At 63.5% G+C, this 13220-nt stretch carries 13 protein-coding genes; all 13 read left to right on the top strand.

From position 1 onward, the window contains the following. Window positions 1–8: 8 nt before the first annotated feature. The 13 genes from nuoI to WJU17_RS03765 all read left to right on the top strand — a co-directional run bounded on the left by nuoI (window position 9) and on the right by WJU17_RS03765 (window position 13219). Complete coding sequence (nuoI, locus tag WJU17_RS03825; protein WP_346326013.1) at window positions 9–497, top strand: NADH-quinone oxidoreductase subunit NuoI; 489 nt, start codon at window positions 9–11, stop codon at window positions 495–497. A gap of 41 nt (window positions 498–538) precedes the next feature. Then, on the top strand, window positions 539–1150 hold the full coding sequence (locus tag WJU17_RS03820) for an NADH-quinone oxidoreductase subunit J (protein ID WP_346326012.1): 612 nt from the start codon (window positions 539–541) through the stop codon (window positions 1148–1150). Between the two features lies 1 nt (window position 1151). After that, window positions 1152–1460 carry an NADH-quinone oxidoreductase subunit NuoK gene (nuoK, locus tag WJU17_RS03815; RefSeq protein ID WP_346326011.1) on the top strand — a complete coding sequence of 103 codons (309 nt, stop codon included), beginning with the start codon at window positions 1152–1154 and terminating at the stop codon, window positions 1458–1460. A gap of 7 nt (window positions 1461–1467) precedes the next feature. Further along, a complete protein-coding gene (gene nuoL / locus WJU17_RS03810; RefSeq protein WP_346326010.1) occupies window positions 1468–3402 on the top strand; it encodes an NADH-quinone oxidoreductase subunit L in 1935 nt (644 codons plus the stop codon). Next, the gene (locus tag WJU17_RS03805; protein ID WP_346326009.1) at window positions 3402–4931 is read left to right on the top strand and encodes an NADH-quinone oxidoreductase subunit M; all 1530 of its coding nucleotides are present in this window, start codon (window positions 3402–3404) and stop codon (window positions 4929–4931) included. The genes nuoL and WJU17_RS03805 overlap by 1 nt, the downstream gene beginning before the upstream one ends. Then, the gene (nuoN, locus tag WJU17_RS03800; protein ID WP_346326008.1) at window positions 4928–6379 is read left to right on the top strand and encodes an NADH-quinone oxidoreductase subunit NuoN; all 1452 of its coding nucleotides are present in this window, start codon (window positions 4928–4930) and stop codon (window positions 6377–6379) included. The genes WJU17_RS03805 and nuoN overlap by 4 nt, the downstream gene beginning before the upstream one ends. A gap of 10 nt (window positions 6380–6389) precedes the next feature. After that, window positions 6390–7136, top strand: coding sequence for a biotin--[acetyl-CoA-carboxylase] ligase (locus WJU17_RS03795; protein ID WP_346326007.1), 747 nt, complete (start codon window positions 6390–6392; stop codon window positions 7134–7136). Between the two features lie 8 nt (window positions 7137–7144). Beyond that, window positions 7145–8809 carry a ribonuclease J gene (locus tag WJU17_RS03790; RefSeq protein WP_346326006.1) on the top strand — a complete coding sequence of 555 codons (1665 nt, stop codon included), beginning with the start codon at window positions 7145–7147 and terminating at the stop codon, window positions 8807–8809. Window positions 8810–8835: 26 nt separating this feature from the next. Then, entirely contained in the window at window positions 8836–9240 is a 405-nt protein-coding gene (gene mce, locus WJU17_RS03785; protein WP_346327389.1) for a methylmalonyl-CoA epimerase, read from the top strand. A 10-nt stretch (window positions 9241–9250) separates the two neighbouring features. After that, window positions 9251–9508, top strand: coding sequence for a DUF1467 family protein (locus WJU17_RS03780; protein WP_346326005.1), 258 nt, complete (start codon window positions 9251–9253; stop codon window positions 9506–9508). Window positions 9509–9973: 465 nt separating this feature from the next. Further along, window positions 9974–11281 carry a proline--tRNA ligase gene (gene proS, locus WJU17_RS03775; RefSeq protein WP_346326004.1) on the top strand — a complete coding sequence of 436 codons (1308 nt, stop codon included), beginning with the start codon at window positions 9974–9976 and terminating at the stop codon, window positions 11279–11281. After that, window positions 11281–12546, top strand: coding sequence for a lipoprotein-releasing ABC transporter permease subunit (locus WJU17_RS03770; protein WP_346326003.1), 1266 nt, complete (start codon window positions 11281–11283; stop codon window positions 12544–12546). The genes proS and WJU17_RS03770 overlap by 1 nt, the downstream gene beginning before the upstream one ends. Then, window positions 12539–13219, top strand: coding sequence for an ABC transporter ATP-binding protein (locus tag WJU17_RS03765; protein ID WP_346326002.1), 681 nt, complete (start codon window positions 12539–12541; stop codon window positions 13217–13219). Before WJU17_RS03770 ends, WJU17_RS03765 begins: the two co-directional genes overlap by 8 nt. Window position 13220 lies beyond the last annotated feature (1 nt).

Raw genomic sequence — 13220 nt, 5'->3', positions numbered from 1 at the left:
AGCACGCCATGACGAGCTTCTCACGCGCCGCCAAGACGATCCTCCTCTGGGAGTTCGTGCAGGCCATGGCGCTGACCCTGAAGTATTTCTTCAAGGCCAAGCAGACCATCAACTACCCCTATGAGAAGGGTCCGCTCAGCCCGCGCTTTCGCGGCGAACACGCGCTGCGCCGCTATCCCAACGGCGAGGAACGCTGCATCGCCTGCAAGCTGTGCGAGGCGATCTGTCCCGCGCAGGCCATCACCATCGAGGCCGAACCGCGCGCCGACGGTTCGCGCCGCACCACGCGCTACGACATCGATATGGTGAAGTGCATCTATTGCGGCTTCTGCCAGGAAGCCTGCCCAGTGGACGCCATCGTGGAAGGGCCGAATTTCGAGTTCGCGACTGAAACGCGCGAGGAGCTCTACTACAACAAGGACAAGCTGCTGGCGAACGGCGACCGCTGGGAACGCGAGATCGCCGCGAACCTTGCAGCCGACGCACCCTACCGTTAAGAACCCGGCCGAAAGAAGCCGTAACCAGGAACGCTCACCGGATGATCCTGCAAACGATCACATTCTATCTTTTCGCCGCGATCACCGTCGCCGCCGGCTTCCTGGTGATATCGGCGCGTAACCCGGTGCATTCCGTGCTGTACCTGATCCTGGCGTTCTTCACGTCGGCGGGCCTGTTCGTGCTGATCGGCGCCGAATTCATCGCCATGATTCTGGTAATCGTCTATGTGGGCGCCGTGGCCGTGCTGTTCCTGTTCGTGGTCATGATGCTCGACATCAACTTCACGGAACTGCGGCAGGGATTTCTGCAGTATCTGCCCATCGGCGTCCTGATCGGCCTGATTCTTCTGGTTGAGCTCCTGATGGTCCTCGGTGTGTGGCAGTTCGCGCCGGCCGTTCAAGGGCTGAGCGAGCCTCAGGCTTCCGTCGCGGGCCTGACCAATACCGAAGCGCTCGGCCGCGTCATCTACACACAGTATGTCTATGCGTTCCAGACGGCTGGGCTGGTCCTGCTGGTGGCCATGATCGGCGCCATCGTGCTGACCCACCGGACCCGTCCGGGAGTCAAGAAGCAGAACATTTCGAGCCAGGTCTATCGTGATCCCAAGACCACCATCGAAGTGAAGAAAATTCCGCCGGGGCAGGGTATCTGAGATGGACATCGGCCTTTCACATTATCTCACCGTCGCCGCGATCCTGTTCACCCTCGGGATTTTCGGTATCTTCCTGAACCGGAAGAACGTGATCATCATCCTGATGTCGGTCGAGCTCATGCTGCTCGCCGTCAACATCAACCTGGTGGCGTTCTCGACCTTCCTCGGCAATCTGGTCGGCCAGGTCTTCGCGCTGTTCGTGCTGACCGTCGCGGCGGGCGAAGCCGCCATCGGCCTCGCGATCCTGGTGATCTATTTCCGTAACCGCGGCACCATCGCCGTGGAAGACATCAGCCAGATGAAGGGGTGAGGGACAGATGTATTCCCTGATCGTATTCCTGCCCCTGTTCGCGGCCATCGTCGCCGGTTTCGGCGGCCGCTGGATCGGCGACCGCGGCGCGCAGATCGTCACCTGCGGCGCCGTCATCACGTCGGCCCTACTGTCCGTCTGGGCGTTCTCCGAGATCGCCATGGGCCATACGGTGCACCATCAGGTGCTGGCCGAATGGATGTTGTCCGGCGACTTCAGGATCAACTGGGCATTCAAGATCGACACGCTGACCGCCATCATGCTGGTCGTCGTCAACGTCGTCTCCTCGATCGTCCATCTCTACTCGATCGGCTATATGAGCCACGATCCGCACAAGCCGCGGTTCATGGCCTACCTGTCGCTGTTCACCTTCGCCATGCTGATGCTGGTGACCGCCGACAATTTCGTGCAGATGTTCTTCGGCTGGGAAGGCGTGGGTGTCGCGTCCTATCTGCTGATCGGCTTCTGGTACAAGAAGCCGTCGGCAAACGCCGCCGCCATCAAGGCGTTCCTGGTGAACCGGGTCGGCGATTTCGGTTTCGCGCTCGGTATCTTCGCGGTGTTCCTCGCGTTCAACTCGGTGGAGTTCGAGACGGTCTTCGCCGCCGCGCCCACCATGGTAAACAAGAGCATCGAGTTCCTGGGCTACCAGTTCGACCTGCTGACGACCATCACCATCCTGCTGTTCATCGGCGCCATGGGCAAGTCGGCCCAGCTGGGCCTTCACACCTGGCTGCCGGACGCCATGGAAGGCCCGACGCCGGTGTCCGCGCTGATCCACGCCGCCACCATGGTGACGGCGGGCGTGTTCATGGTGGCGCGCTGCTCGCCCCTGTTCGAACTGGCGCCCACGACCTTGATGGTGGTGACCATCATTGGCGCCTCTACCGCGTTCTTCGCCGCCACCGTCGGCCTGGTGCAGAACGACATCAAGCGCGTCATCGCCTATTCGACCTGTTCGCAGCTGGGCTACATGTTCTTCGCGCTGGGCGTCTCGGCATATGGCGCGGCCGTGTTCCACCTGTTCACGCATGCCTTCTTCAAGGCGCTGCTGTTCCTTGGCGCCGGGTCGGTGATTCATGGCATGTCCAACGAACAGGACATGCGCAAGATGGGCGGCGTCTGGAAGCTGATGCCGATCACCTACGCCATGATGTGGATAGGTTCACTGGCGCTCGCCGGCATACCGCCCTTCGCCGGGTACTTCTCCAAGGACATGGTGCTGGAATCCGCCTTCGCGGCCGGGACCTCGGTCGGGCAGTACGCGTACTGGATGGGTATCGCCGCCGCGTTCATGACGGCGTTCTATTCGGGGCGTCTGCTGTTCATGACGTTCCACGGCAAGCCGCGCGCGAGCCATGAAGTGATGCATCACGTCCATGAATCGCCGAAGATCATGCTGGTGCCGCTGGTCGTCCTGGTCGCGGGCGCCATTCTGTCGGGTCTCGTGTTCTATGAGTATTTCGTCGGCCACCACTATGCCGAGTTCTGGGGCAAGGCGCTCTTCGTGGCCGGTCCGAACGTCCTCGAGGCCGCGCACCATGTCCCGGCTTGGGTCAAGTACCTGCCGCTGGTGATGGGCGTCGCCGGGCTGGGGTTGTCGTGGTTCTTCTACGTCCGCCGCCCCGACATTCCGGGGTCGATCGCCAAGACCAATGCGCCCCTCTACCGGTTCCTGCTGAACAAGTGGTACTTCGACGAACTGTACGACGCCCTGTTCGTGCGACCGGCCAAGTGGCTCGGCTTCCAGCTTTGGAAGAAGGGCGACGGCAAGGTCATCGACGGCTATGGGCCTGACGGCGTAACCGCGGTGATCGGCTTCGTGGCCCGTAAGGCGCGTCTGTTGCAGACCGGATATCTCTACCACTACGCATTCGCGATGCTCATCGGCGTGGCGGGCTTCGTCACCTGGTACATGTTCCGCATGGGCGGGGGACACTGATGACCGACTGGCCGCTTCTTTCCCTCATCACGTTCCTGCCGCTGCTGGGGGCGCTGTTCGCGCTGTTGCCGCGCGGGGATGAGGAACAGGTCGCGCGCAATGTGCGCGCGGTGGCGTTGCTCACCACGACGGCGACCTTCGTGGTCTCGCTGCTGCTGTGGATCGGATTCGACTATTCGACCCCGGCCTTCCAGTTCGTCGAGGACCGGGAATGGCTGGGCGGCGCGATCCATTACCGCATGGGTGTCGACGGCATCTCCATGCTGTTCGTGATCCTGACCACCTTCCTGATGCCGATCTGCATCCTGGCCAGCTGGACCTCGATCACCAAGCGCGTGCGCGAATACATGATCGCGTTCCTGCTGCTCGAGACGCTGATGATCGGCGTGTTCTGCGCGCTGGATCTGGTGCTGTTCTATCTGTTCTTCGAGGCCGGCCTGATCCCGATGTTCCTGATCATCGGTGTCTGGGGCGGCGCGCGTAAGATCTACGCCTCGTTCAAGTTCTTCCTGTACACCCTGGTCGGCTCGCTGCTGATGCTGCTGGCGATGATCGCCATCTACATTTACTCCGGCACCACCAGTATCCCGGAGCTGCTGACCGGCGACCATTTCTCGCCCGAGCTGCAGACATGGCTATGGCTCGCGTTCTTCGCCTCGTTCGCGGTGAAAATGCCCATGTGGCCGGTGCATACCTGGCTGCCGGACGCGCACGTGGAGGCGCCGACCGCCGGTTCGGTGATCCTGGCCGGCGTGCTGCTGAAGATGGGCGGCTACGGTTTCCTGCGCTTCTCGCTGCCCATGTTCCCGGTGGCGAGTGACTATTTCGCGCCGCTCGTCTTCGCCTTGTCGGTCATCGCCGTGATCTACACCTCGCTGGTCGCGCTGATGCAGCAGGACATGAAGAAGCTGATCGCCTATTCGTCCGTTGCTCACATGGGCTTCGTCACGCTGGGCATGTTCATCATGAACCCGCAGGGCGTCGAGGGCAGCATCTTCCAGATGCTCAGCCACGGTATCGTCTCAGGCGCGTTGTTCCTGTGCGTCGGCGTCGTCTATGACCGGCTGCACACCCGCGAAATCGATCGCTATGGCGGCCTCGTGAACAACATGCCGCGCTATGCGCTGGTCTTCATGGTGTTCACCATGGCCTCGGTCGGTCTGCCGGGCACGAGCGGTTTCGTCGGCGAATTCCTCGTCCTGCTGGGTGTCTTCCAAGGCAACATCCTGGTCGCGGCGCTGGCCTCGACCGGTCTGGTGCTGGGCGCCGCCTACATGCTGTGGCTTTATCGCCGCGTGATTTTCGGAGACCTGACCAAGGAAGACCTGAAGAAGCTGGTCGATCTGTCGCCGCGCGAGAAGCTGATCTTCGCGCCGCTGATCGTCCTGGTGTTCTGGATGGGCATCTTCCCGGGCTCGTTCCTCGACGTCATGCACGTCTCCGTCGACAATCTGCTGCAGAATTACGACGCGGCGCTGGCCGCCCATGAATCGGCGCAACCCGCGATCGCTCAGGGAGCGCATCCATGATCGAGGTACCGGCCCTTCTTCCGGCGCTTCCGGAAATCATCCTGGCCGTTGGCGCGCTGGCGTTGCTGATGATCGGCGTGTTCAGCAACGAGAAGACCTCTTTGCGCACGGTGTCGCTGCTCGCGGTTCTGCTGCTCGCCGGAACGGCCATTGCCGTCATCCCCGGCTACGAGACCCGCAGCGTGACTTTCGCCGGCATGTTCGTGTCGGATTCCTTCTCCAGCTTCTGCAAGATCCTGATCCTGGCCGGATCGGCGATCTCCATCATCGTGTCCACGGACTATCTGGAGCGCGAGAACCTGCGCCGCTTCGAGTATCCGGTGCTCATCGTGCTCGCCACGCTGGGCATGCTGATGATGGTCTCGGCCAACGACCTGATCTCGCTCTATATGGGGATCGAGCTGCAGAGCCTCGCGCTCTATGTACTGGCGTCCATGAGCCGGGATTCGGCCCGTTCCACCGAGGCGGGTCTGAAGTACTTCGTGTTGGGCGCCCTGTCGTCCGGAATGCTGCTCTATGGCTGCTCGCTGATCTACGGTTACACGGGCGCCACCAACTTCGACCTGATCGCCGCCTCGGTCAGCAGCGAGGGCGCGGTGCCGATGGGCCTGCTGATCGGTCTCGTGTTCCTGATCGCCGGCCTCGCGTTCAAGGTGTCGGCGGTGCCGTTCCACATGTGGACGCCTGACGTCTACGAAGGTGCGCCGACGCCGGTTACGGCGTTCTTCGCCGTGGCGCCCAAGATCGCGGCGACCGCGTTGTTCGTGCGTACCATGTTCGGCGCGTTCCCCGAGATCAGTGACCAGTGGCAGCAGATCCTGGTGTTCCTGTCGATTGCCTCCATGGCGGTTGGCGCGGTCTTCGCCATCATGCAGACCAACATCAAGCGGCTGATGGCCTACAGCTCCATCGGTCATGTGGGCTATGCGCTGATGGGGCTCGCGGCGGCCACGCCGGAAGGGGTGACGTCGGTCCTCGTCTATCTCGCCATCTATCTGGCGATGAACGTGGGCACCTTCGCGCTGATCATCGCCATGCGCCGCAAGGATGGGGCCACCGAATCCATCGCCGATCTCGCAGGGCTGTCGCGCACCCGTCCGGCCATGGCGCTGGCGCTGGCGGTGTTCATGTTCTCGATGGCCGGCATTCCGCCGCTCGCCGGGTTCTTCGGCAAGTTCTATGTGTTCATCGCCGCCGTGGATGCCGGCCTGATCGCGCTGGCGATCATTGGCGCCCTGGCCAGCGCCGTGAGCTGCTATTACTACCTGCGGATCATCAAGGTCATGTACTTCGACGAGCCCGCGCCGGCCTTCGACGTCGATACCGGCATGGGGATCAAGGTCGTCGCCTCCGCGTCGGCGCTCGTGACGGTACTCTTCGCGGTACCGCTCCTGTCCGCTTCGGTTGTCGGCGCCGCCGGTTACGCCGCGCGTTCGCTGTTCCAGTAGGGGACTTGTATTGCCCCGTCTGCCGGACGGATACAGCATCGCGATCTTCGACAGTATCGACAGCACCAATGAGGAAGCGCGGCGCAATGCCACTGACGCCGCCGACCGCACCGTCTACTGGGCCAAGCGCCAGACGGCGGGCAGGGGTCGGCGCGGCCGCTCCTGGATGTCCGAGCCGGGCAATCTCTTCGTCTCGCTGCTGCTGAAGCCGGATCTGCCGCTCGCGCAGGCGGCCCAACTCTCCTTTGTGAGCGCGCTGGCCGTCAGCGACGTGCTCATCAAGGCCGGCGCGGGTGACAGGGTGGCGCTGAAGTGGCCGAACGACGTCCTTGTGGACGGCGCCAAGATCTGCGGCATCCTGCTCGAAGCATCGTCCACCGGTGCGAGGGTCGACGCCATGATCGTCGGGATGGGGCTGAATCTGGCCAGCCATCCGGCGGACACGCCCTACGCGGCGACCGACTTCGCCAACGCGGGACTGGGTGATGTGGATCCGGACACGGCTTTGACGTGGTTGCTGGAGGCCTTCGAGCTACGTTACGCCGCATGGCGCGACCTTGGCTTTGCTTCCGTTCGCACTGATTGGCTGATCCGCGCCTACCGTCTCGGGCAGACCATTCAGGTCATGCTCGGCGACGAGACCGTCGTCGGCCGGTTCGCCGAACTGGATAAGACGGGCGCGCTGGTGGTCGAAACGTCACCGGGCGTGACCCGGCATATCACCGCGGGAGATGTTTATTTCCCCGGTGCGATTTGAGGACGGGCATGACTGAAAAGGAATTGCTGTTCGTTCCGCTCGGGGGAGCGGGCGAAATCGGGATGAACCTGAACGTGTTCGGGTATGACGATCAGTGGCTGATCGTCGATCTCGGCGTGAGCTTCGGAACGCCCTCGCTGCCCGGCATCGACCTGGTGATGCCCGATCCCAGCTTCATCGCCGCGCGCCGCGACAAGCTGGTCGGCATGGTCCTCACCCACGCCCATGAAGACCATCTCGGCGCGGTGCCGTATCTGTGGCCGCGCCTGCGGTGTCCCGTCTATGCCACGCCGTTCACAGCCGCGATCCTGCGCGCCAAGCTGGCGGAAGTGGGCCTGCTGCACGAGGTGCCGATCATCGAGGTGGCTCTGGGCAGCCGGATCACGCTCGGTCCGTTCGACGTCGAATTCATGACGCTCACCCATTCCATCGCCGAGCCCAGCGCGCTGGCGATCCGGACGCCGCTCGGGACGATCTTTCACACCGGCGACTGGAAGATCGACCCCGATCCGCTGATCGGCCATCCGCTGGACGAGGGTGCTCTCGCGGCCCTGGGTGAGGAGGGCGTTCTGGCCATGGTCTGCGACTCCACGAACGTGTTCAACCCGAGCGCGAGCGGGTCCGAGGCGGACGTGCGCCGGCATCTGCTCGAGTTGGTCGGCAAGGAAACCGGCCGGGTCGCCATCACGGCCTTTGCCTCCAACATCGCCCGTCTCGAGACGCTGGCCGAAGTGGCGCGCGCCCATGACCGGCATGCGGTGCTGGTCGGCCGCTCGCTGCGGCGAAACGTGGCGATTGCCCAGGAGACCGGATACCTCACCAATCTGCCGCCTTTCGTCGACGAGGCCGAGGCCGGCTACCTGCCCAGGGATAAGGTGCTGCTGATTTGTACCGGCAGCCAGGGCGAGCCGCGCGGCGCCATGGCGCGCATCGCCGGCGGCGACAACCAGAACGTGGCGCTCACCGAAGGCGACACGGTGATCTTCTCATCGAAGATCATTCCGGGCAATGAACTGGCGCTGGGAAGGCTCTACAACGAGCTGGCCAAGAAGGGTGTCAAGATCATCACCGAGAAGGACGAGTTCGTTCATGTCTCCGGCCATCCGGGGCGGGAGGAGCTGTCCCGCATGTATCAATGGATTCGGCCGGAAATCGCTGTGCCGGTGCATGGCGAGGCGCGCCACCTGTTCGAGCACGCCGATCTGGCCCGCGAACTTCAGGTCCCCCGGTGCGTCGTGCCCGCCAACGGCACGCTGATCCGGCTGGCGCCGGGCAATCCGGAGATCATCGACCGTGTGACGGCGGGGCGCCTGGTCCGGGACGGGACCGTCCTCGTCGCCGATGACAGCGTCTCCATCGTCGAGCGCCGGCGCGGCCTGCATAATGGCCATCTGGTGATCGCGCTCGGTGTCGACGCGGAGGGGCGCCTGCTGACCGATCCTGCGGTCACCCTGTTCGGTATTCCCGACGAAGGCGGGCTGGCCGGCGCTATCGCCGACGCGGTCCTGAATGCGGTCAAGGGCATGCCGCGCGGCCAGCGGCGCGACGATGCCGTGCTGCGCGAGGGGGTCCGCGTCGCCGCGCGGCGCACCGTGCGGCAGACGACGGACAAGAAGCCGGTGACGGACGTGCAGATTCTGCGATTGCCGCCGACTGGCGAAAATCCTAAATAGGGGTCAGCCGACAAAAGGAGTGCATGATGATCGGGCGTCTCAACCATGTTGCCATCGCGGTTCCTGATTTGGCCGCCGCCTCCGCCGTGTATCGCGATACGCTGGGCGCCAAGGTCACGGAAGCGGTCGACATGCCCGAACACGGCGTGACCACCGTCTTCGTCGAGCTGCCGAATACCAAGATCGAGCTGCTGCATCCGCTGGGCGAGACATCGCCGATCGCCAAGTTCCTCGAAAAGAACAAGTCGGGCGGGATCCACCACGTCTGCTACGAGGTCGAGGACATCCTGTCGGCTCGTGACAAACTGAAGGGTGAGGGCGCCACCATCCTGGGTGATGGCGAGCCGCGCATCGGCGCTCACGGCAAGCCGGTGCTGTTCCTGTCGCCCAAGGATTTCTGCGGCACGCTCGTCGAAATCGAACAAATCTGACGGGCGCTCCATGGGCCCCGTATCGGGAATTGTCGTCTATGTGATCCTGTGGTGGCTGGTGTTCTTCACCCTGCTGCCGGTCGGTGTCCGGACCTCGCGCGAGGCCGGTGGTGACGCCGAGCCGGGTCATGCCGACAGCGCCCCGGTCAACCCTTATATCTGGCGCAAGGTGCTGGCCGCGAGCCTGATCGCGGCCGCCCTGTGGGGGATCTATTTCTGGATCCAGGGCTCGGGGCTCATCTCCCTCAGACCCAACTTCCACGGATAACGGGCTCTCTCGCGGGGGCGTCGGGCATCGTGGCACAAAGACGTCTTTCTCGTGACACAACCTGATAAAGAAAAAAGCAGGCTTTCAAGAAAGCCTGCTTTTTTGATAGTCTAAATTTTTATTTATCGGCATTTCGCCGTTCTTGACTTGTTAAGTCCCCTCCCTAGGAACTTTAACTCCCCAAACTTGGACCACTTTGCAGTTGCTCGGTGCCTGTTTGTTTGCGCTGGCTTGTTGTTTTTTGTCCGCCGCGCTTCGTTGATGATTGGAATGTAGGTGATTTGTTCGGGCCTGTCATCGACCCAACGGCCTTCAATGCCTGCCGCGTGTTACTTTTCCGTCGCCTGTTGCAAAAACACCACAGCGGGCTTCCGCGGTACGCGGGCGCCAATTGCTTTAGACGCGCTGCGGCCCTAAAGTCTCGCGCCTGTACAGCGAGACCAGCCGGGAGTGATCCAGTCCATCATGCGCCGTTCCGTATTTTTCCTGCCGACCATGAAGGAAACACCCACCGAGGCGCAGATCGCCTCGCACCGGTTGATGCTGCGCGCCGGCATGATCCGTCAGTCTTCGGCGGGCATCTATTCCTGGCTGCCGCTCGGCTTCAAGGTGCTGCGCAAGATCGAGCAGATCGTCCGCGAGGAGCAGGACCGGGCCGGAGCCCAGGAAATGCTGATGCCCACGATCCAGTCCTCGGACCTGTGGCGCAAGAGCGGTCGCTATGACGACTACGGCAAGGAAATGCTGCGCATCGTCGACCGCAATGATCGCGAACTGCTCTATGGGCCGACCAACGAGGAGCTGATCACCGACATCTTCGCAAGCTCGGTCCGCAGCTATCGCGACCTGCCGAAAAATCTCTATCACATCCAGTGGAAGTTCCGGGACGAGATCCGCCCGCGCTTCGGCGTGATGCGGGGCCGCGAGTTCCTGATGAAGGACGCCTATTCCTTCGACCTCGACAAGGAGGGCGCGCGCAACTCCTACCTCAACATGTTCGTCGCCTATCTTCGCACCTTTGCCCGCATGGGCCTGCGCGCGGTGCCGGTCCATGCCGACCCAGGCGCCATCGGCGGCAATATGAGCCATGAGTTCCACATCCTTGCCGACACGGGCGAGAGCGACGTCTATTTCGACGAGAAGTTCGAGAGCTACACCGCCGAGCAGATGCTGAACGCCGACCTCGACATGGTCGCCGAGCTGGAAAGCCTGTATGCGGCCGCCGATGAAAAGCACGACGCGAACAATTGCCCGATTCCCGCCGAGCGCCTGCGCCAGCGCCGCGGCATCGAAGTGGGTCACATCTTCTATTTCGGCACCAAGTACTCCGCCCCGATGGGCGCCTCCGTTGCTTCGGCGACCGGGGAGATGGTGACGGCCGAGATGGGGTCATACGGCATCGGGGTCTCGCGCCTGGTCGGCGCGATCATCGAGGCCAGCCATGACGAGAATGGCATCATCTGGCCGAGGAGCGTGTCGCCCTTCGATACGGCGCTGATCAATCTGCGTCCCACCGACGCCGACTGCACCGTGACCGCGGATGGCCTGTATGAGCGCTTCCAGCACGCGGGCATCGACACGCTCTACGACGACCGCGACGAACGGCCCGGCGTGAAATTCGCCGATGCCGATCTGATCGGCCTGCCGTACCAGGTCGTGGTCGGACCGCGCGGCGTCAAGGCCGGCGTCGTCGAGTTCAAGACAAGGGCGACGGGACAGACCGAGGAACTCTCGGCCGAAGCCGCCATCAGCCGCCTGCTGGCCGGGGCCTGATGATCGCCGCCTTCGAATGGATGATGGCGCTGCGCTACCTCAGGGCGCGGCGCAAGGACGGGTTCATTTCACTGACAGCCGTGCTGTCGGTCGTCGGCATCCTGCTCGGCGTCGCGACGCTGATCATCGTGATGTCGGTGATGAACGGCTTCCAGAACACGCTGATCAACCAGCTCCTCGGCCTGCGCGGCCATATTCTGGTCCAGACGGCCTATACCGACCCGCTGCGCGACTATCAGCCGATCGTCGACAAGCTGCGCAAGGTCGACGGCGTCGTCGCGGCGCGGCCCATCGTGCAGGGACAGGCCATGGCAGTCGGTCCGCGGCAGTCCGCCGGCGTCATGGTTCATGGTATCCGGCCGGAAGACCTGATGCATCACGACGTGGCGAAGGTCGATTCCAATGGCCGCAGCAAGATCATCGCCGGCGACCTGAAGGATTTCGTGCCGGGCGATTCGCTCATTCTCGGCTCGCGGCTCGCGGATTCGCTCGGCGTGCGCCCGGGCGATCTGGTGACGCTGGTATCGCCGCAGACCACCGCGACACCGTTCGGGTCGGCGCCTCGCATGCGGGATTATCAGGTCGTCGCCATCTTCTCGGTCGGCAACGTTCTGTTCGACACGACCTATGTCTTCATGCCCATGGAAGACGCGCAGACCTATTTCCGACTGAAGGACCAGATCAGCGAGATCGAGATCGTGCTGAGCGATCCACGCGCCATCGCCCAGATCCAGCCGCGCGTCAGGCAGGCGGTCGGCGACGGTTTCCGGCTGATCAACTGGGAGGATCTGAACGCGGGCATGGTCAGCGCGCTGAAGGTCGAGCGCAACGTCATGTTCGTCATCCTGGTGCTGATCATCCTCGTGGCCGCGTTCAACATCATGTCCAGCCTCATCATGCTGGTGAAGGACAAGGGCCGGGACATCGCGGTGCTGCGGACCATCGGCGCGTCGCGGCAATCGGTGATGAAGATCTTCATTCTGTGCGGCGGCATGCTCGGCATCACCGGCACGGTGCTGGGGTTTGCCGTGGGCATGATCCTGCTGCAGTTCCGGAACCAGATTCTCGATGGGCTGGGCCGCATGCTGAACACGACCTTCTTTCCGCCCGAGGTCTATGGCATCGATGGCCTGCCCGCCACGGTCGATCCGGTCGAGATCGGGCTGGTCGTCGGCATCGCCATGCTGCTCAGTCTGCTGATGACCATCTATCCGGCCTGGCGCGCGGCCAGCCTCGATCCCGTGGAGGCGCTTCGCTATGAGTAACACGGCGCTGCGTCTGTCCGATGTCCGCAAGGGGTTCGACATGGGCCGGGGACGGCTCGAGGTGCTGCGCGGCGCGAGCGTGGAGATCGCACGCGGCGAGGTCGTCGCGCTGCTGGGGCCTTCCGGCGCCGGCAAATCCACGCTGCTGCACATCGCCGGCCTGCTGGAGACCGCCGACAGCGGCGAGATCGCCATTGGCGGCCGCTCCTGCGCGGGCCTGTCCGACAGCGAGCGGACGGCGATCCGGCGCGAGACCGTGGGCTTCGTCTACCAGTTCCACAATCTGCTGCCCGAATTCAGTGCTCAGGACAATGTGGCGCTGCCGCAGATGGTGGCCGGCAAGACGCCGGACAAGGCGCGCGAGCGGGCCCGCGACCTGCTGTCGCGCCTGGGGCTGGGTCAGCGGCTCGACCATTACCCAGCGCAGCTGTCCGGCGGCGAACAGCAGCGCGTCGCCATCGCGCGGGCGCTCGCTAACAACCCCAAGGTGCTCTATGCCGACGAGCCGACCGGCAATCTGGACGAGGCGACCGCCGACGCGGTGTTCGCCGAACTGCTCCGCATCGCCCGCGAGGACGGCGTCGCCGCTCTCATCGCCACCCACAACGGCGCGCTCGCCGACCGCATGGACCGGCGGATCCTCATGCATAATGGGGTGCTGGAGGCGGGGTAGG

The organism is Iodidimonas sp. SYSU 1G8, from assembly GCF_039655775.1.
In the GTDB taxonomy this organism is placed as follows: domain Bacteria; phylum Pseudomonadota; class Alphaproteobacteria; order SMXS01; family SMXS01; genus RI-34.
Note: the sequence above shows the minus strand (reverse complement) of the source record. Positions and strands in the feature narration are given on the sequence as shown.

What these genes read in the sequence shown, in the direction of transcription:
- nuoI (WP_346326013.1), top strand. Translation starts at nt 9, where the DNA reads ATGACGAGCTTCTCACGCGCCGCCAAGACGATCCTCCTCTGGGAGTTC.
- WJU17_RS03820 (WP_346326012.1), top strand. Translation starts at nt 539, where the DNA reads ATGATCCTGCAAACGATCACATTCTATCTTTTCGCCGCGATCACCGTC.
- nuoK (WP_346326011.1), top strand. Translation starts at nt 1,152, where the DNA reads ATGGACATCGGCCTTTCACATTATCTCACCGTCGCCGCGATCCTGTTC.
- nuoL (WP_346326010.1), top strand. Translation starts at nt 1,468, where the DNA reads ATGTATTCCCTGATCGTATTCCTGCCCCTGTTCGCGGCCATCGTCGCC.
- WJU17_RS03805 (WP_346326009.1), top strand. Translation starts at nt 3,402, where the DNA reads ATGACCGACTGGCCGCTTCTTTCCCTCATCACGTTCCTGCCGCTGCTG.
- nuoN (WP_346326008.1), top strand. Translation starts at nt 4,928, where the DNA reads ATGATCGAGGTACCGGCCCTTCTTCCGGCGCTTCCGGAAATCATCCTG.
- WJU17_RS03790 (WP_346326006.1), top strand. Translation starts at nt 7,145, where the DNA reads ATGACTGAAAAGGAATTGCTGTTCGTTCCGCTCGGGGGAGCGGGCGAA.
- mce (WP_346327389.1), top strand. Translation starts at nt 8,836, where the DNA reads ATGATCGGGCGTCTCAACCATGTTGCCATCGCGGTTCCTGATTTGGCC.
- WJU17_RS03780 (WP_346326005.1), top strand. Translation starts at nt 9,251, where the DNA reads ATGGGCCCCGTATCGGGAATTGTCGTCTATGTGATCCTGTGGTGGCTG.
- proS (WP_346326004.1), top strand. Translation starts at nt 9,974, where the DNA reads ATGCGCCGTTCCGTATTTTTCCTGCCGACCATGAAGGAAACACCCACC.
- WJU17_RS03770 (WP_346326003.1), top strand. Translation starts at nt 11,281, where the DNA reads ATGATCGCCGCCTTCGAATGGATGATGGCGCTGCGCTACCTCAGGGCG.
- WJU17_RS03765 (WP_346326002.1), top strand. Translation starts at nt 12,539, where the DNA reads ATGAGTAACACGGCGCTGCGTCTGTCCGATGTCCGCAAGGGGTTCGAC.